The sequence below is a fragment of the Erwinia persicina genome, assembly GCF_014838825.1.
GTDB classification, from domain to species: domain Bacteria; phylum Pseudomonadota; class Gammaproteobacteria; order Enterobacterales; family Enterobacteriaceae; genus Erwinia; species Erwinia persicina_A.
On sequence record NZ_JACYMO010000003.1, the window covers coordinates 467,452 to 484,661 of the forward strand.

Below are 17,210 nucleotides of genomic sequence, written 5' to 3' on the forward strand. Positions count from 1 at the left end.
TAAACCTGATTAAATGATAATAATTATAGGGATGTCATCTTGCCCAGCGCCCGAAGCGGCTCAAGAACCCATTGATAGATATGGCGTTTATCCACAATAAAATCGGCTTCCAGCCCGCTACCGGGTCTCAGTTCGACCTGTTTGCCATAAGCCTGTACCGTCTGATGGTCAACGGTCACTTTGACCTGGTACATGGATTCCTGAACCTGACTGTCACCCGTTATCGTCGCCACCTCCTGCGGCGAGAGCGCCGAATTGGAGATCTCTTTTACCGTGCCGTATTGCTGTCCAAACGTCTGCCAGGGGAAGGACTGATAGCGCAGAACAACCCGCTGGCCGGGGCGAATGAAGCCGATGGCACGGCTGCTCAACATGATGCGCGCCTGTAACTGAGCGTTATCAGGCACCATCATCGCCAGCGTTTGCCCGGCGGTGACAACCTGTCCTTGTTTAACCAGCACGGCGCTGACCGTGCCTTTTTCCGGCGCGAGTAAATCGACGGAGCGGCGCGATTCGTTTTCCATCATCGACTGTGAAATCGTGGAGAGTTTTTGCTGAATATCATTCTTCTGCTGAGAGTAGTTCATCGGCTGTTCGCGCAGCTGCTGGCGCGCCTGAGACAGCTGCTGACGAACATCAATTCTCTGCCGGGCCACATCCTGAAGGCGCACGCTGGCATCCAGCAGTTCATTTTGCTGCTTTTCCACCTGAGTATTAGAGGCATAGCCTTCCACGCGCATCGCTTTGGTTTTATCCAGCTGCGTCCTGGCCAGGGCGATTTGCTCCGTCCGCTGCTTGTAAATGGTGTCCAGCTCGACAGACTGCTGCTGCAGCAAACTGTCTTTTTCGCGTAATGATTTCAGCGTTTCGGTATTCAGTTGTTCAAGATTGCTCAACTGCTGGGTGAGGCCCTCCCGTTGCAGATCCAGCTGGCGGGCGATCGCTTCCCGCGTCTGGCCAAAGCGGGTAGAGATTTCCGAAGAAACGGTGGCGATATGACTGCCTTTTTCCAGCATGTCCCCTTCATGAGCGGGCAGGGCGATCACCGTACCTGGCGTCATCGCGGTGATGGTCATCATGCCATTTTCAGGTACCAGCACACCCTTTGCGGTCTCCCGTTTGGTGTAGCTGCCGAAAACACAAAATGCGATCAGCACCACTACCAGTAAAGCGACCAGCGAAATAATTACCCAGCGAAAGGGCGGGCAATACAGCGCGACGGACCCTAACACTTTGGGTTTTTTTGCCTCTAGCACCTGCCGGCGAAATAAGTCGTTATTCATTAGTAAAATCCCTGATCATGGAGCATCGCAGCTGAAATTTTTCATGGCGGCATAATCCAGCTCACCGGTGGCTGACTTTAATTTAACGATGGACTGGATCAGCGTGTTTCGGGCCTGTGCCAGATTCTGAATGGCCTGGTAATAGTCCTTTTCCGCGTTGAACTCATCGATCAGCGTGCGCTGGCCGATCTCACGCCCGTACTGTGTCGAGGAAAGACGCTTACTGGCAGAAACGATTGCCCGCTCATACGCTTTAATACGCGACTGGCTGCTCTTCACCCCGGAAGCTGCCTGCAGTGCCTGCTGCGCAGCTTTACGCCGCGCTTCAGTCAGCAGATCTTTGCTTTCCTCAAAGCGGTGTGCGGCCTCGATGCTTTGGGAGATATGGCTGCCCCCAGAAAACAGAGGGATAGAAACATTAAGGCCCACGGCGGTATTATCTGTTTTTGACGTAGTACCAAATAAGGAGTCGAGTAAGTTTGCGTTTTCAGCACGCGTCCAGTTTTTGCCGTAGCTCGCCTGGAACGTCACCACGGGAAGATAGTTAGAGGAGGTGGAGAGGATATCGACTTCACTGCCTTTCTGCGCCTGAATAGCGGAAAGCACATCCAGATTATTTTCTGCGGCCTCGCGTGTGATCCGCTCTGGTTTCAGCGCCATATTGAAATGCACGCAGCTCAGACTCTTGTCCGGGATACCCTCCGCATCAAGACCGGTTAACTGATGAAAGGCAATATAGGCATCATCCAGGTCATTTTCAGACGCCAGTTCATCGGCGACGGCCGTATCGTAATTGGCCTGAGCCTCAGCTTCATCCAGCCGTGTGCCATCGCCTACCTCGACGGCCTTTTGCGCCTGTTTCAGCCGGGCGTCGAAGGCAACCAGTATCCGCTGGTTGGTCTGCAATACGCTGCGCTGATAGACCACGTTGTAATAAGCATTGGTGACATCGCTAATCAGTTTTCGCTGGGCAATCATCAGTTTGACATCGGCCATATTGCTAATTACCAGGCTTTTCCGCCAGCTGGCATATTTTGAAGCATCAATAATGGGTTGTGTCAGATTAAAACTGTAATTATGGCGGGTAACGCCGGCAGAATAGGCAGCATCTGGCTGGTCGGTTTTATTCCACCCTCCATCAAGTGTCACCACCGGCAATAATCCGGCGAAGCCTTGATACTTCCTTTCATGATCGGCGGCATGAAGGCTACGGGCAGCCTTCATTTCTGCGTTGTAAGTGGTTGCTGCAATCAGCGATTCCTGAAGCGACAGCGCACAGGCATAGTCAGAAAGAAAAAATCCTGGCAACAATAGCAGGGTGATTTTTATTAGCGCGGCATTCCAAAAGGTTCTCATACGGATAAAAATGCCTGCTGCTGTAAGTCGCGTAATAACTCATTCTCATTATTGACATGGAGCATGTTCGTGGCGTTTCTTTTCTGTGTTGAAATGGTACTCAGCGCGCGGCATTTTTTAGCGACAATTTCAGAAGGGGAATCCCCCTGGTGTATCAGGTTACTCACTGCCCACTCCTTCGGCATCAGTACATCGCTTTCCTGCTGTAACCGTTTCATCACTTTGGATGAGATATAGGGCCGGCATTGTGGGGGGGGCAGAATGTTAACTAGCGCGCTGGTCAATTCCAGCGGAGTATTCCGCACGCTAATCATCATACTGATACCGAAATTAACGGTTTTCTTAAGGAAGTTCTTATTCATGTTTTCTTCAAAAACCAAGGTGATTATTTAGAATTGCTGGTTAGTGTTTTCATGGTGTTTTTAATTTCGATTTCCAGAAAGTAACCATTAATTGAGTGGATTGCATTAATAATAATGAGGGCGATTTGTTTTTCTGCGGCTGACTTTAACAGTTCTTTGGTGGGATTAAAATGGCGTAAGGTGAAATTGTAATTATCCACCTCGCCCGGGAATAGGGTGGTAATCAAATCGTAAGACATATGATACGTGTGGAAATAGGTGGTATTTAAGTTATGAGTCATGATTCTCTTGAATGACGTAAAGTGTCAGGGGCGTTAATCATGCCAGAGGGGCCGTTTCCGCCATGGTGTCCTGATTCAACACCTGCCGCCTGCGGGGGCTGTTCACCATCGCTCTGCCATCACCGGCACTCAGTATCAGTGCCGGTGATGGCAGCTTCTGAAGACTGACAATGATCTGTGCCTGGGCAACGATAGTCCTCAGCATAAGTGGCATGTGGAAATAAAGATTGCATGATTGCCTACGACATTAGTGCGATGTGAAAGTCAATTTTATTATTACTGAACTGGATGTTCATGCGTTTCTATCGGCCCATAATCCTTGATCAGATCGATTATGATTCCTTTACTTCCTCCTGATGCTGGTGATCTCAGAGGAACGTCGGTATAGGTAAAAGGCGCAATCATTGGCATCTTCTCTTTTGAGACGGCGTTTTTACCTCTAAGCGGCCCAGGGATATATCATAAGGTGAGTGGTTAATTATTCTTATATGGCTGGTGGATATTCTGCTAAATGTTAAGTCATCCAACAGATTTTTATTTCTTCCCTTAAGGTTTGCTGGGCGATAAAAATCTTTAAGACGTTTTTTTGATAAAAGTATCATCTGATTTCCTTTATCAGGGTTTCCCGGGGGGATTTGTAGAAAGTTAAAGTAAAAACAGATTCTCTGTACTGAGGTCGTCATGGCGGAAGAAAAGGCGGATGACAGGTAAATGCAGAAGATAGCAGCCTGACAGTCAGGGCTGTCCCCGTTGAATTTTGCAGTGGTTTATGAGATTTCATGTCAATATGTAACCCTTCTTTTACCTACGGGACGTTGGCATGGATGATCTTCTGATAGCGGCCGGGCTGATAGCCATACTGGTGCTGGTGGTGATGCCAGTCATGCTCTTTATTGCGCTGTCGCGTAGTAAACGTAATGAACGCGATCTGGCGCAGCTTAAAAAGACCGTGATCACGCTGCAGCAACAGCTGGCGAAATGGCAGCGGGGCGAAACGCGCTCCGCAGGTACTGATAATGCGGCCAGTGAACCGGCGGACAGGGTCCGCGCTCCGGAGGCCTTAACCGCAGCGCCAGCCGTCAGCCTCAGCGCGCGGACTGCTCCGGCGACGGCAAAAGTGCCTTCCTCTCCACCGGCAGCCTCTGCGCCCCCTGCGCCCCCGCCACGGGTTAAGCCGCTGCCTGATATGTTTACCGGTCTGCTGTCAGGCCTGCTGGCCTGGTTTATGAAGGGTAACCCGCTGGCGAAGCTTGGCGTGCTGCTGATGTTCTTCGGTCTGGCGTATCTGCTGAAATACACGGTCGAGCGGGATATGCTGCCGGTTGAGCTGCGCCTGGCCGGGGCGGCCCTGGCCAGCCTGGCGATGCTGGGGCTGGGCTGGCGGCTGAGAATCAAACAGTCGCTTTATGCGTTAATTCTGCAGGGTGGGGCAGTTGGCGCACTCTATATCACTGTGTTTGGCGCTTTCCGGCTTTATGCTTTGTTGCCGCATCTGCTGGCCTTTGCCCTGATGCTGGTGATCTGTGCTGCCAGCGTCGGCCTTGCCGTGCTGCAGCGAGCCCTGAGCCTGGCAATGCTGGCCAGTATTGGCGGCTATCTCTCCCCCCTCCTGCTGTCGACCGGGGGTGGAAGTCACATCGCGCTCTTTTCTTATTATCTGCTGCTGTCGCTCGGTATTCTGGCCATCACCGTCTGGCAGCCGTGGCGTCCGCTCAACCTGCTGGGCTTTGCCTTCTCCTTTGGTGTGGCGGGACTGTGGGGGCTCCGTGACTATCAGCCAGAATATTATCTGAGCTGCCAGCTGTTTCTCATCGCCAATATTGTCATTTTCGGCGTGCTGTCGCTGGGACTCTCGCTGCGCGGTCAGGTGAAGGGGGAAAAGGTCATCGATGGTGTGCTGCTCTTCGGTCCACCGCTGATCGGTTTTGGCATGCAGTATCACATCACGCAGCACTGGGCATTTGGACCGGCGTTTTCTGCGCTGGGCTTTGGCCTGGCATATTTGCTGCTGGCGTGGGTCGGGCTGCGCCGCTACCCGTCACTGGGACGCCCGCTGGCGGTGGCCGGACTGGCGCTGGGGGCCGTGTTTACCACCCTGGCCATCCCGCTGGCGCTCTCCGCGCAGTGGACGTCAATGGCGTGGGCGCTGGAAGGACTGGGTATTCTGTGGCTGGGTCATACTCAGCGGCAGTCGCGGGTCAGCTACAGCGGTACCGGACTGCTGCTGCTGGCGCTGGGTTCTGCGCTGCTGGCCAGCTATAACGGTATGACCTCGCTCTCATTCAGCCTGATTTTTGCCGTACTGGCCCTGACATGGCTGGGGGCGGCGTGGCTGTGGCGCAGCGTTAACCTGGTGGTGTCACGCACGCTGCTGGGCGGGGGGACAATATTCTGGCTGGTCGCACTCTGTGGTGCGGTATCCGCCAGCCCACTTTATGACACGGATCTCCTGTTTGTGCTGTTGGCACTGATAACCCTTTCCGCGCTGGTGTGGCACCTGGCCAGCCGCCGTCTTGCCTGGATGGATCTCGGATACCTGCCGTGGCTGTTGTGGATCGCTATGCTGCTTGCCCTGCTGTATCAGCAGCTGATCGATAACGCTCTGCTGGCAGCGGGCTGGATGAATCTGGTCTGGCTGCCGGTGCTGGCCGTAGCGTATGCACTGCTGAAACGGGAACAGGGCAGAGTCAGACCGCCATACCTGGAGAAGGGGCTGCATTTATCTCTGTTCTGGATGCTGTTGTCCACCTGGGCGGAGGTCTGGCGCGTGACGGATACGCTGCCATGGGGCATGGACGAATGGCGTATGTCTGCGCTGATGGTGTTTATTGCTGCCATTATCCTGCTGACGCTGTGGGCGCTGCGCCGTGGCCGGTGGCCGTTCGCGGCTTTCCCGCGGTTATATTCGTCGCTCGGGCTGTTGCCGCTGGCGCCCTGTGCGCTGATCGTGCTGCTACAGGGGAATCTGCACGACGGTGTGATGATCGACTGGTGCTATCTGCCGCTGATCAATCCCCTGGAAGAGGGCGCGCTGATGCTGATGTTTGCCCTGTTATTCTGGGGCTGGCAGCTGCGTGCGCAGTTTATGGCGGCTCTTCCTGGTCTCGATCTTGCCCTGCGTCTTGGCGCGATTGCGCTGCTGTTCTGGTGGGGCAACGGTCTGGTGATGCGCATTCTGTCTTACTACGCCGGGATCGCCTGGCAGGCCGATGCACTCTGGTCGTCGCGGCTGGTGCAGACGACCTTTACGCTGCTGTGGATGCTGACCGCACTGCTGACGATGTTGTGGTCAACCCGCTACCGCTACCGCCAGGCCTGGTTTGGAGGCGCCGCCCTGCTTGTGGTGGTCATTATTAAACTGATGCTGGTGGACAGCGCACATGGTGGAGGGCTGGCGCGTGCGGTGGGCTTTATCGGTGTGGCGGTTCTGGTACTGATTGCCGGGTATTTCTCGCCTTTGCCGCCGAAAAACGGACATCAAAAAGAGGCGGTCACCGCCACTGAGGGAAACGATGAAAAATAAAATAAGCCAGGCCTTATTGCTGGTTACGCTGTACCTGATGGCCGGCGCAGCAGCGAACGCGAACGAGGTGCCAAAGGATTATGCTTACGGCCTGCCGTTGATGACCCCGGGGGCTGAACCCTTTTACCGGGTGAAGCTGCCTGAAGAGGTCTATCAGCAAACGGCCTGGCCTGATATGCGCGACCTGCGGGTGTTTAACAGTCAGGGAATGACGGTACCTTTTGCCCTCTATTCCACGGAGATAAGTGAAAGCAAAACGAAGACCTGGCCATTGCGCGTTTTTCCCATGAACAGCCAGCCGCGTCAGGCAAGTGAGAACGCACAGGTGACGCTGAAATCGGCCAGCGGCATTGAGGTCACGCTGCCTGTTGAGGGTGAAAAGCCGCTGGGGCGCAGCCTGCTGCTGGAAGTACCGCAGGAGGGAGAGGGTTTTTCCCCCAGGTTGAGTGGATTGAAACTGACCTGGGAACGTTTACCGCAGAACTGGCAGGCGCGGGTCAGTGTATTCTACAGCAGCGATTTGAAAGACTGGGAGGCCGTGACGGATGACGCCCCGCTAATGGATCTGACCTCCGGGGACAGCAGGCTGCTGCTGGATACGCTCGATTTCAATGAAGATCGGGGCCTGCGTGCGCGCTACCTGATGCTGGTATTTAAAGACGATGCCCAGCCGGAGAATCTTAACCTCAGCGCCATTTCGGGGATTGAGGCGGCGGCAAACCCGGTTCAGCACTTTATCAGCCTGACGCCCTCAGTTAAGGCCGTCTCAGCAAGCGAAGCGGAATACAGCTGGTCGACTCCCCAGCCACTGATCCGACTGAAGATCACGCCTGCCCAGTCAAATGCGGTGTTACCGGTGCACATAGACTATCGCAGCACCGCGGAGGGTGACTGGCTGCCGTTGGCTGACCAGGTGGTTTACAGCCTGGGTGAAAACGCTTCCGCGCCGCTTATTCTTCAGGGCGCGTTAATCCAGGCCATTCGCGTAAAAGGGGTTCACCAACAGTGGAGTGGAACGCCACCGCTGGTAAGCGCGGAGCGTGAAGTGCGTAAGCTGGTTTTCAATGCACAGGGCAGCGCACCCTATATGCTGGTCTGGGGCAATAAGAATGCCGGCTCACAGGTGATCAGTCTGGATCAGCTGATACCGCAGGAGACCCATCCATGGATGAGCCTGCCTGATGCCGGTCAGGAGGGCATACAGACGCTGGGGGGTCGGGAACGTTTAACCGCTACCGCTGAAACGGAGAAAAGCGCACTCTGGCAGAAAGGGCTGCTCTGGGCGCTGTTGATTATCGGTGCGGGCGGGCTGGTGCTGCTGGCACTGAAGGTCTGGCGAGAGGTACAACGGCAGCCAAAATAACCGGAACAGGGGAGAAGGGAGCGCAGGTTATGTTTATTAACAATAATTCCTTCAATCTCTTAGCCACATCATCTTATTATCTCAGGTAACTGTGCCGGAACCATCTTACTCTCAGGCTCTCTAAGACTTACCGGGCGAGAATGGAACCGGCTTATTGTTGATTATTATCGTTTTGATGTACGTTGATTTTGCAGCGGATCGCTGCCAGATAGCCTAATTTTTGGAGAATATATGCGTAAGTTGAAAGTGGTATTCTGTTCAGCGCTCTTCTCGGCTGCGGCGTTATCCTGTGCCCCTGCCGCCTGGGCGGAAGGTGAGCAGAGCGCAGCAGCGACCCCTGAAGTGCAGACACCCGCCGTTCAGACCCCGGAAAGTCAGAACTCACTGGCGCAGGATCCCCAGGCTGCTGCCCCGCAGGCTAATCCTGCCGATCCTTACGATCTGCAATACTTCTTTGCTGACTTTACGCGTTTTGCCATCGGTGACGTGGTGCCCGATCTCTACCGCAGCAAAAAGTATGAAATTGTTCAGTGGAAGGTGCGCCATCTGCCTGCCCCGGAAGCCGATAGTCACTGGACCTATATGGGCGGTAACTACGTGCTGATCACCAATGCGGATGGAAAAATTCTGCAGGCGAAGCAGGGTGAAATCTACTACAAACGCTGATTGACTGGCCCAGCCTCCTCTTGCTTCAGCCTGAGGGGGTTTTCACCGCTTTCCTTCACGCCTTTTGCGTAAATCCGCTTAACTCCTCCCCATCAATGCTTTACCATCGGTTTCTGAGAAATTTAAACGGTTATATGGATATCTGATGCGTTATCTGGCTTCGTTCCTCCCTGTCCTCGCATTACTCACCGCCTGTAGCAGTCAGCCGAAGTCGGCCCCGGCTGAACCGCATGGCAATCCGTTTAAAGGCAACGGCGGGTTCCTGCTGGAACCGGCGCACAGCGGCACCGTGCTGGGGGGCGATTTCGCCAATAACCAGGCGGCTAATGCCTTTATCGATAAAATGGTGCGTAAGCACGGTTTTGAACGTGAACAGCTGCACAACGTGCTGGCGCAGGCGAAGAATCTTGACTGGATTGTCCGCCTGATGGATCGCCAGGCCCCGTCGACTACCGCTCAAGGCCCGACCGGTCCGAACGGCGCATGGATCCGTTATCGCAGTAAGTTTATTACCCCGGATAACGTGCAGAATGGCGTGGCATTCTGGAATCAGTATCAGGATGCCCTTCAGCGTGCGGAAAAAACCTATGGTGTGCCGCCGGAAATCATTGTCGGTATTATCGGCGTGGAAACCCGCTGGGGCCGGGTAATGGGTAAAACACGCATTCTTGATGCGCTGGCGACGCTGTCATTTAACTATCCGCGTCGCGCTGAGTACTTCAGCGGTGAGCTGGAAACCTTCCTGCTGATGGCCCGTGAAGAAGATGACGATCCGCTCGATCTGCGCGGTTCTTTCGCCGGGGCGATGGGGTATGGGCAGTTTATGCCGTCGGCGTTTAAACAGTACGCGGTGGACTTCAACGGTGACGGGCACATTAACCTGTGGGATCCGGTGGATGCGATTGGCAGCGTGGCGCACTACTTCCAGGCACACGGCTGGCTGACCAACGGAACCGTTGCGGTTGAGGCCACTGGCCAGGCTCCGGGACTGGAGAGCGGTTTTAAAACGCGCTACACCGCAGGCCAGCTGGCCGCAGCCGGACTGTCACCGGTTATCCCCTTGGATCACAACCAGCAGGTCAGCCTGCTGAAGTTTGACATGGGTAAGAGCTATAAGTACTGGTACGGGCTGCCCAATTTCTATGCCATCACCCGCTATAACCACAGCAATCACTATGCGATGGCCGTGTGGCAGCTGGGGCTGGCCGTGAAGCAGGCGCGCTAAATCGCGTCTGGAATGTTGCAGCTATCGTGTTATTTATCGCCGGGGCAGCCAGATTTCCAGGAGATCGGGCTGCCACTGCTTATCTGAGCGAGGAATAATGAAAGACTGGAACCCCAATCTTTACCGTCAGTTCGAAGCCGAACGCACGCGCCCGGCGCAGGAACTTCTCCACCGCATTACACGTCCTTTCCCTTCTTACGTTACCGACCTTGGCTGTGGCCCGGGCAACAGTACCGAATTGCTTCGCCGGCGCTGGCCTGAAGCGCAGATTACCGGGCTGGACAGTTCGCGGGCGATGCTCGACCAGGCACGTGAGCGTCTGCCGGACTGTGGGTTTCACGAGGCGGATATTCGTTACTGGCAGGCGACTCCCCTTCAGGATGTGATCTTCGCGAATGCTTCCCTGCAATGGCTGAACGATCATCCGACCCTGCTCCCCGGTCTGGCATCTCAGCTTGCCGCCGGTGGCGTTCTGGCTGTTCAGATGCCGGATAACCTTGAGGAACCGAGCCATCGTCTGATGCGCAGCGTGGCTCAGCGTCCTGAGTGGAATGCTAAAATCGACCCGAAGACGTCGTCGCGTGTGTCTCTGCTGTCAACGGAACAGTACTATGATCTGCTGACGGCTGCTGGCTGCCGGGTCGATATCTGGCGGACCACTTACTATCATGTCATGCCGTCGCCGCAGGCCATTGTTGACTGGCTGCGGGCGACCGGGTTACGCCCCTACCTCGCCGCATTGGATGAGGCTGAACAGGCCTTATGGCTGACAGAGTATCTGGCAGAGATCACCCTGGCGTATCCGCGACGTCAGGATGGCAACCTGCTGCTGGCCTTCCCGCGTTTATTTATGGTGGCAGAGAAAGTCTGACGGAAAATCGCCAGGACAGGCCGCAAAAACGGGTTTTGACGCCGTCTGAATCGGTGAAAAGTGCTACTCTCTTGCTCTGGAACATCGGTAAGGGGAGAGCCATATGACCGATAACGAATTACTGCAGTTGAGCATCCGCGTGGGCGAACGTCTGCGGGCGCATCAGGCCTGTGTGAGCACCGCCGAGTCCTGTACTGGTGGCTGGATTGCAAAAGTGCTGACGGATGTTGCCGGCAGTTCGGCCTGGTTTCAGCGCGGCTTTGTGACCTACAGCAATGATGCCAAGCAGCAGATGATCGGTGTGTCGGATACCTCACTGGCCCGCTTTGGTGCGGTGAGTGAAGAGGTGGTCCGGGAGATGGCGCAGGGCGCGCTGCGTGAAGCGGGTGCGCAGTATGCGATCTCGGTCAGCGGTATTGCCGGGCCGGATGGCGGCAGCGAGGGGAAACCCGTCGGCACCGTCTGGTTTGGATTTGCCTCGGAAAGTGGTGAAGTACTGACACTGGTGCAGCGCTTCAGCGGTGACCGCGAGGCCGTTCGCCGCCAGGCTACGGCTTGGGCGCTGCAAACCCTGTACGATCACTTTCTCAAAAATTAAACTTGATACTGTATGAGCATACAGTATAATCAGCGCATATTTTAGAGACGAAGCAGCATCTATGTGTGCTTTACCCGCATGATTAGGAGTAAAAATGGCTATCGACGAAAACAAGCAAAAAGCACTGGCAGCAGCGCTGGGCCAGATTGAAAAGCAGTTTGGTAAAGGCTCCATCATGCGCCTGGGTGAAGACCGCACCATGGATGTGGAAACCATCTCAACCGGTTCTTTATCACTGGATATCGCGCTGGGTGCCGGTGGTTTACCAATGGGCCGTATCGTTGAAATCTATGGCCCGGAGTCTTCCGGTAAAACCACCCTGACGCTGCAGGTTATCGCTTCTGCACAGCGTAAAGGGAAAACCTGTGCATTTATCGATGCCGAGCATGCACTGGACCCGGTCTACGCTAAAAAACTGGGCGTGGATATCGATAACCTGCTGTGTTCTCAGCCGGATACCGGTGAGCAGGCGCTGGAAATCTGTGATGCGCTGGCCCGTTCTGGTGCCGTTGACGTCATCATCGTTGACTCCGTAGCCGCCCTGACGCCAAAAGCGGAAATCGAAGGTGAAATCGGCGACTCTCATATGGGCCTTGCAGCACGTATGATGAGCCAGGCGATGCGTAAGCTGGCCGGTAACCTGAAGAACTCCGGTACGCTGCTGATCTTTATCAACCAGATCCGAATGAAAATTGGCGTGATGTTCGGTAACCCGGAAACCACTACCGGGGGTAACGCCCTGAAATTCTACGCTTCTGTCCGTCTGGATATTCGCCGCATCGGCGCAATCAAAGAGGGCGATGAAGTGGTGGGTAGCGAAACCCGCGTTAAAGTGGTGAAAAACAAAATCGCAGCACCGTTTAAACAGGCTGAGTTCCAGATCATGTACGGCGAAGGCATCAACGTTTACGGTGAGCTGGTCGACCTGGGCGTGAAGCACAAGCTGATCGAAAAAGCCGGTGCCTGGTACAGCTATAACGGTGACAAGATTGGTCAGGGTAAAGCCAACTCAGGTAACTTCCTGAAAGAGAACCCGGCTATCGCCAACGAAATCGAAGCTAAACTGCGTGAAATGCTGTTGAACAGCCAGGACGATAAGCCTGATTTTGTTCCTGCTCCGCATGAAGCTGACAGCGAAGTTAACGAAGATATCTAATCGTTACTCACCGGGCGGACAGCGTTTTGTCCGCGCCATAAAAAGGGAATCGCTAACCACAGCGATTCCCTTTTTTTTAATGATATTCCAGAACATTCTGTATTAAACGGCTGAACCTGCTCGTTATCCTCTCCTTTCTACGCTTTTTCCTCGCAAGCACTGCCATCAAACGTTAACCTGACTGTCTGTTACTTAGACTGAACGCGGTATGAGGCAATATGTCAGAATCCACTGAACGAACCCGGCATGCAAAACTGCTGGAGCGGGCAATGCGTATTCTCGCCATGCGCGATCACAGTGAGGCCGAGTTTCGCCGAAAGCTGCAAATCTCCAGCGATCGCGCCGCCCAGTTCGCGAAACAGCAGCCGGCTAAAGCCGAAGCGCCACCTGAGCCGCTGGCTCCTGAAGAGATCGATCGCATTGTTGAGTGGTGCTATCAGCACAACTGGCTGGACGATACGCGCTTTGCAGAGCGCTATGTGGCCGGGCGCAGTCGTAAAGGCTATGGGCCACAGCGGATTCGTATGGAGCTGGGGCAGAAGGGCATTGATAAAACGCTGATTGATGATGCCCTGTTTACTGCTGAAATCGACTGGCAAAAGGAAGCATTTGCGCGGGCAGAACGTAAGTTTGGACTGCCCCTGCCCACAGAATGGAAGGAAAAAGCCAAAGTGCAGCGATTTCTGATGGCGAAAGGTTTCTTTATGGAAGATATTCGCGCCATTTTCGAGAATTTTGATGATTGACCGTCGATGGGATTTTACTTCCCTCTGAAGAAAATTTATCTTATTCACCACTTTTTGTTCGTGTGTCGCCGCAGGCAGAAGCCGATCCGGCGTAACATGACCCACGAAACGTACGTTAGCGTGATTCCAGGACAAATATGAGCAAGAGCACTGCGGAGATTCGTCAAGCGTTTCTCGACTTTTTCCAGAGCAAGGGACATCAGGTTGTAGCCAGTAGCTCCCTCGTCCCTAACAACGATCCGACGCTGTTATTCACCAACGCCGGGATGAACCAGTTTAAAGACGTTTTCCTTGGGCAGGACAAGCGCAACTACTCGCGCGCCACCACGTCGCAGCGCTGCGTGCGCGCCGGTGGTAAGCACAACGACCTTGAAAACGTCGGCTACACCGCCCGCCATCACACCTTCTTCGAAATGCTGGGCAACTTCAGCTTTGGTGATTACTTCAAAAAAGAAGCCATCGCCTTTGCCTGGGAATTACTAACCAGCCCGGCGTGGTTCGGGCTGCCAAAAGAGAAACTGTGGGTCACGGTATACGAGACCGATGATGAAGCGTACGGCATCTGGGAAAACGAGATCGGCGTACCGCGCGAACGCATTATCCGTATCGGTGACAACAAGGGGGGCGCGTACGCCTCTGATAACTTTTGGCAGATGGGCGATACCGGCCCGTGTGGCCCGTGCTCCGAGATCTTCTTCGACCACGGCGACCATATCTGGGGTGGCCCTCCGGGTAGCCCGGAAGAAGATGGCGATCGCTATATTGAGATCTGGAACATCGTCTTTATGCAGTTCAACCGTCAGTCAGACGGTACCATGCTGCCGCTGCCGAAGCCGTCCGTGGATACCGGGATGGGACTGGAGCGTATCAGTGCCGTTCTGCAGCATGTGAACTCCAACTATGAAATCGACCTGTTTGCCCGACTGATCAAATCGGTCGCCGAGGTGACAGGCGCAACTGACCTGGGCAATAAATCCCTGCGTGTGATTGCCGACCATATCCGTTCCTGTGCTTTCCTGATTGCAGATGGTGTGATCCCCTCGAATGAAAACCGCGGTTATGTGCTGCGTCGCATCATTCGCCGTGCGGTACGTCACGGCAACATGCTGGGTGCAGAAGGCACATTCTTCTACAAGCTGGTTGCTCCGCTGATTGCCGTCATGGGCGCTGCGGGTGAAGACCTGCAGCGTCAGCAGGCACAGGTTGAGCAGATCCTGAAGAGTGAAGAAGAGCAGTTTGCGAAAACGCTGGAGCGCGGTCTGGCGCTGCTGGATGAAGAGCTGGAGAACCTGCAGGGCGATACCCTGGATGGTGAAACCGTCTTCCGCCTGTACGACACCTTCGGATTCCCGGCTGATCTGACGGCGGATGTCTGCCGTGAACGTAATCTGAAAATTGATGAAGCGGGCTTTGAGCAGGCAATGGAGCAGCAGCGTCAGCGTGCGCGTAATGCCAGCGGTTTCGGTACGGACTACAACAATGTGATCCGCATTGACCAGGCCTCTGCTTTCAAAGGTTATGAAGAACTGGCGCTGAATGCAGCCGTGACCGCTATTTTCGTTGATGGCCAGGCGGCGGAGGAGATCAGCGCCGGTCAGGAAGGGGTCATCGTTCTCGATGAGACACCGTTCTACGGTGAGTCCGGTGGCCAGGTGGGCGACACCGGCGAGCTGAAGAGCGAGAAGGGTGCCACCTTCACCGTGAACGACACACAGAAGTATGCTCAGGCCATTGGTCACATCGGTACTCTGGCGTCCGGCCAGCTGCGGGTGGGCGATCGTCTGGCGGCACAGGTTAACGAAGCCCGTCGTGCTCGCATTCGCCTCAATCACTCCGCGACGCATCTCCTGCACGCCGCGCTGCGGCAGGTGCTGGGCGATCACGTTGCGCAGAAGGGCTCTCTGGTTAACGATAAATATCTGCGTTTCGACTTCTCGCATTTTGAAGCGATGAAGCCGCAGGAGATCCGCCAGGTCGAAGAGATCGTTAACGCACAGATCCGTCGCAATCTGCCGGTTGAGACCAATATCATGGAGCTGGAAGCCGCGAAAGCACACGGGGCGATGGCGCTGTTTGGTGAGAAGTACGATGACCACGTGCGCGTTGTTGGCATGGGTGACTTCTCAACCGAACTGTGCGGTGGTGTTCACGCCTCCCGTACGGGCGATATCGGCCTGTTCCGCATCACCTCAGAGTCTGGCACTGCTGCAGGCGTGCGCCGTATTGAAGCGGTGACGGGGGAGGGGGCACTGGCGCAGGTTTACAGTCAGAATGAGCAGTTACTGGATATTGCTCACCTGGTGAAGGCCAACAACAGTAACCTGAATGAAAAAGTGCGTGCGCTGATTGAACATGCGCGCGGGCTGGAAAAAGAATTGCAGCAGCTGAAAGATCAGCAGGCTGCGCAAGAGAGTGCATCACTGAGTAGTAAAGCCATTGCGCTGAAAGGCACCAGGCTGCTGGTCAGCGAACTGAGCAACGTTGAGCCGAAGATGCTGCGTACGATGGTCGATGACCTGAAAAACCAGCTTGGTTCTGCGGTTATCGTGCTGGCGACAGTCGCTGATGGCAAAGTATCCCTGATTGCCGGGGTGACTAAAGACCTGACCGACCGTGTTAAAGCGGGCGAGCTGGTGGGCGAGCTGGCCCAGCAGGTCGGTGGTAAGGGTGGCGGTCGACCGGATATGGCTCAGGCTGGCGGTACAGACGCACAGGCGCTGCCTGCTGCTCTGGCTGGCGTTGAGGCATGGGTGGCTGCAAAACTGTAACACTATAAAAAGGTATTGCCGGGAAGACGCTCAGGGCTACGGGTTCGGGCGTCTTTTCAAGTGATACACCCCTGTAATCATAAAGTCAGGTTGATGATCTGGTTTTCGGCTAAACTAAGTATCAGCAGAATGTATTGGTATGCAGGTGCACAAAGGGTGTATTTGTCATAGGCTACATTTAGCGTTATACGATGGATAATGCCGGGAAGCACTTAACCCGACTCTTTTAATCTTTCAAGGAGCAAAGAATGCTTATTCTAACTCGTCGAGTTGGTGAAACCCTCATGATCGGTGATGAGGTGACTGTAACTGTGCTGGGTGTTAAAGGTAACCAGGTACGTATTGGTGTGAACGCCCCTAAAGAAGTGTCGGTGCATCGCGAAGAGATCTATCAGCGTATTCAGGCCGAAAAGACTCAGCAAACAAGTTACTAACGGATCCAGCGCCTCGCTCCAGTAGCGAGGCGCTACCGGTTTTTCGCTATTCCCCTCTCTTTTGTCGCTCTCATTCTTTCCTGCGTTCTTATCCACGTCATTTTATGACCTTTTTTTTCTCCTCCCTCCTTTTTATTCGTGTGTACTCATTCTGTCTGGGCCCACTTTCTTTGTTGATAAATCACTCTTTTTGTCGTCAAAATGGCCGACTTGCGTGGCTTTTGTGCAATCAGACACGAGTGATGAAAAAAGGGGGAGAAATTGTTTGACTTACAACGCCCAGAAAGTAATATGTGCGCCACGCAGTGCCGATGAGCAGATACAACGTTCTGAAGCACAACTCGAAAGAGTGCTAGTGGTGAGGTGGCCGAGAGGCTGAAGGCGCTCCCCTGCTAAGGGAGTATGCGGTCAAAAGCTGCATCCGGGGTTCGAATCCCCGCCTCACCGCCATTTTGCATCCATAGCTCAGCTGGATAGAGTACTCGGCTACGAACCGAGCGGTCGGAGGTTCGAATCCTCCTGGATGCACCACATTTTTTAAAGCGGCTTAGTGCGGCTTTAATATTGGGAAGTACTGG

Annotated in this window: 15 protein-coding genes and 2 tRNA genes; 12 read left to right on the forward strand and 5 right to left on the reverse strand. The window is 54.5% G+C overall.

Going from position 1 to position 17,210, the window contains the following annotated elements:
* Positions 1-23 precede the first annotated feature (23 nt).
* The 5 genes from IFU29_RS11270 to IFU29_RS22815 form a co-directional block, all read right to left on the reverse strand.
* Positions 24-1,283, reverse strand: coding sequence for an HlyD family secretion protein (locus IFU29_RS11270; RefSeq protein WP_191934005.1), 1,260 nt, complete (start codon positions 1,281-1,283; stop codon positions 24-26).
* Positions 1,284-1,298: 15 nt separating this feature from the next.
* Positions 1,299-2,639, reverse strand: a complete 1,341-nt coding sequence (locus IFU29_RS11275) for a TolC family outer membrane protein (protein ID WP_191934006.1) — start codon at positions 2,637-2,639, stop codon at positions 1,299-1,301.
* Positions 2,636-3,001, reverse strand: coding sequence for a hypothetical protein (locus IFU29_RS11280; protein WP_191934007.1), 366 nt, complete (start codon positions 2,999-3,001; stop codon positions 2,636-2,638). The genes IFU29_RS11275 and IFU29_RS11280 overlap by 4 nt, the downstream gene beginning before the upstream one ends.
* A 318-nt stretch (positions 3,002-3,319) precedes the next feature.
* Complete coding sequence (locus tag IFU29_RS11285; protein ID WP_191934008.1) at positions 3,320-3,487, reverse strand: hypothetical protein; 168 nt, start codon at positions 3,485-3,487, stop codon at positions 3,320-3,322.
* Between the two features lie 196 nt (positions 3,488-3,683).
* Positions 3,684-3,965, reverse strand: a complete 282-nt coding sequence (locus IFU29_RS22815; RefSeq protein WP_191934009.1) for a fimbrial biogenesis chaperone — start codon at positions 3,963-3,965, stop codon at positions 3,684-3,686.
* 137 nt (positions 3,966-4,102) lie between these two features.
* Here IFU29_RS22815 and IFU29_RS11295 point away from each other — a divergent pair, with 137 nt between their 5' ends.
* From IFU29_RS11295 to IFU29_RS11350, 12 genes are all read left to right on the forward strand, one after another.
* Positions 4,103-6,805 (forward strand): DUF2339 domain-containing protein, encoded by a 2,703-nt coding sequence (locus IFU29_RS11295; protein ID WP_191934010.1) that lies wholly within the window; start codon positions 4,103-4,105, stop codon positions 6,803-6,805.
* Positions 6,795-8,168: a DUF3999 family protein gene (locus IFU29_RS11300; RefSeq protein ID WP_191934011.1), complete on the forward strand. Its 1,374-nt coding sequence runs from the start codon at positions 6,795-6,797 to the stop codon at positions 8,166-8,168. Before IFU29_RS11295 ends, IFU29_RS11300 begins: the two co-directional genes overlap by 11 nt.
* 231 nt (positions 8,169-8,399) lie before the next feature.
* Positions 8,400-8,834, forward strand: a complete 435-nt coding sequence (locus tag IFU29_RS11305) for an RcnB family protein (RefSeq protein WP_191934012.1) — start codon at positions 8,400-8,402, stop codon at positions 8,832-8,834.
* 145 nt (positions 8,835-8,979) lie between these two features.
* The gene (mltB, locus tag IFU29_RS11310) at positions 8,980-10,059 is read left to right on the forward strand and encodes a lytic murein transglycosylase B (protein ID WP_191934013.1); all 1,080 of its coding nucleotides are present in this window, start codon (positions 8,980-8,982) and stop codon (positions 10,057-10,059) included.
* A 97-nt stretch (positions 10,060-10,156) separates the two neighbouring features.
* Positions 10,157-10,930, forward strand: a complete 774-nt coding sequence (gene tam, locus IFU29_RS11315) for a trans-aconitate 2-methyltransferase (RefSeq protein WP_191934014.1) — start codon at positions 10,157-10,159, stop codon at positions 10,928-10,930.
* Positions 10,931-11,033: 103 nt separating this feature from the next.
* A complete protein-coding gene (pncC, locus tag IFU29_RS11320; protein ID WP_191934015.1) occupies positions 11,034-11,528 on the forward strand; it encodes a nicotinamide-nucleotide amidase in 495 nt (164 codons plus the stop codon).
* Between the two features lie 94 nt (positions 11,529-11,622).
* A complete protein-coding gene (gene recA, locus IFU29_RS11325; protein ID WP_191934016.1) occupies positions 11,623-12,684 on the forward strand; it encodes a recombinase RecA in 1,062 nt (353 codons plus the stop codon).
* 218 nt (positions 12,685-12,902) lie between these two features.
* Positions 12,903-13,430, forward strand: a complete 528-nt coding sequence (locus tag IFU29_RS11330) for a regulatory protein RecX (protein WP_191934017.1) — start codon at positions 12,903-12,905, stop codon at positions 13,428-13,430.
* Positions 13,431-13,567: 137 nt separating this feature from the next.
* Positions 13,568-16,198, forward strand: coding sequence for an alanine--tRNA ligase (alaS, locus tag IFU29_RS11335; RefSeq protein WP_191934018.1), 2,631 nt, complete (start codon positions 13,568-13,570; stop codon positions 16,196-16,198).
* Between the two features lie 248 nt (positions 16,199-16,446).
* Complete coding sequence (gene csrA / locus IFU29_RS11340) at positions 16,447-16,632, forward strand: carbon storage regulator CsrA (RefSeq protein ID WP_004155916.1); 186 nt, start codon at positions 16,447-16,449, stop codon at positions 16,630-16,632.
* 357 nt (positions 16,633-16,989) lie between these two features.
* Positions 16,990-17,082 (forward strand) — tRNA-Ser (locus IFU29_RS11345).
* Between the two features lie 4 nt (positions 17,083-17,086).
* Positions 17,087-17,163 (forward strand) — tRNA-Arg (locus tag IFU29_RS11350).
* The last annotated feature ends 47 nt before the right edge of the window (positions 17,164-17,210 follow it).

Bases quoted from the DNA above. Each gene is read 5' to 3' on its own strand.
- IFU29_RS11270 (WP_191934005.1), bottom strand. From the start codon at position 1,283: ATGAATAACGACTTATTTCGCCGGCAGGTGCTAGAGGCAAAAAAACCC.
- IFU29_RS11275 (WP_191934006.1), bottom strand. From the start codon at position 2,639: ATGAGAACCTTTTGGAATGCCGCGCTAATAAAAATCACCCTGCTATTG.
- IFU29_RS11280 (WP_191934007.1), bottom strand. From the start codon at position 3,001: ATGAATAAGAACTTCCTTAAGAAAACCGTTAATTTCGGTATCAGTATG.
- IFU29_RS11285 (WP_191934008.1), bottom strand. From the start codon at position 3,487: ATGCTGAGGACTATCGTTGCCCAGGCACAGATCATTGTCAGTCTTCAG.
- IFU29_RS22815 (WP_191934009.1), bottom strand. From the start codon at position 3,965: ATGACGACCTCAGTACAGAGAATCTGTTTTTACTTTAACTTTCTACAA.
- IFU29_RS11295 (WP_191934010.1), top strand. From the start codon at position 4,103: ATGGATGATCTTCTGATAGCGGCCGGGCTGATAGCCATACTGGTGCTG.
- IFU29_RS11300 (WP_191934011.1), top strand. From the start codon at position 6,795: ATGAAAAATAAAATAAGCCAGGCCTTATTGCTGGTTACGCTGTACCTG.
- IFU29_RS11305 (WP_191934012.1), top strand. From the start codon at position 8,400: ATGCGTAAGTTGAAAGTGGTATTCTGTTCAGCGCTCTTCTCGGCTGCG.
- mltB (WP_191934013.1), top strand. From the start codon at position 8,980: ATGCGTTATCTGGCTTCGTTCCTCCCTGTCCTCGCATTACTCACCGCC.
- tam (WP_191934014.1), top strand. From the start codon at position 10,157: ATGAAAGACTGGAACCCCAATCTTTACCGTCAGTTCGAAGCCGAACGC.
- pncC (WP_191934015.1), top strand. From the start codon at position 11,034: ATGACCGATAACGAATTACTGCAGTTGAGCATCCGCGTGGGCGAACGT.
- recA (WP_191934016.1), top strand. From the start codon at position 11,623: ATGGCTATCGACGAAAACAAGCAAAAAGCACTGGCAGCAGCGCTGGGC.
- IFU29_RS11330 (WP_191934017.1), top strand. From the start codon at position 12,903: ATGTCAGAATCCACTGAACGAACCCGGCATGCAAAACTGCTGGAGCGG.
- alaS (WP_191934018.1), top strand. From the start codon at position 13,568: ATGAGCAAGAGCACTGCGGAGATTCGTCAAGCGTTTCTCGACTTTTTC.
- csrA (WP_004155916.1), top strand. From the start codon at position 16,447: ATGCTTATTCTAACTCGTCGAGTTGGTGAAACCCTCATGATCGGTGAT.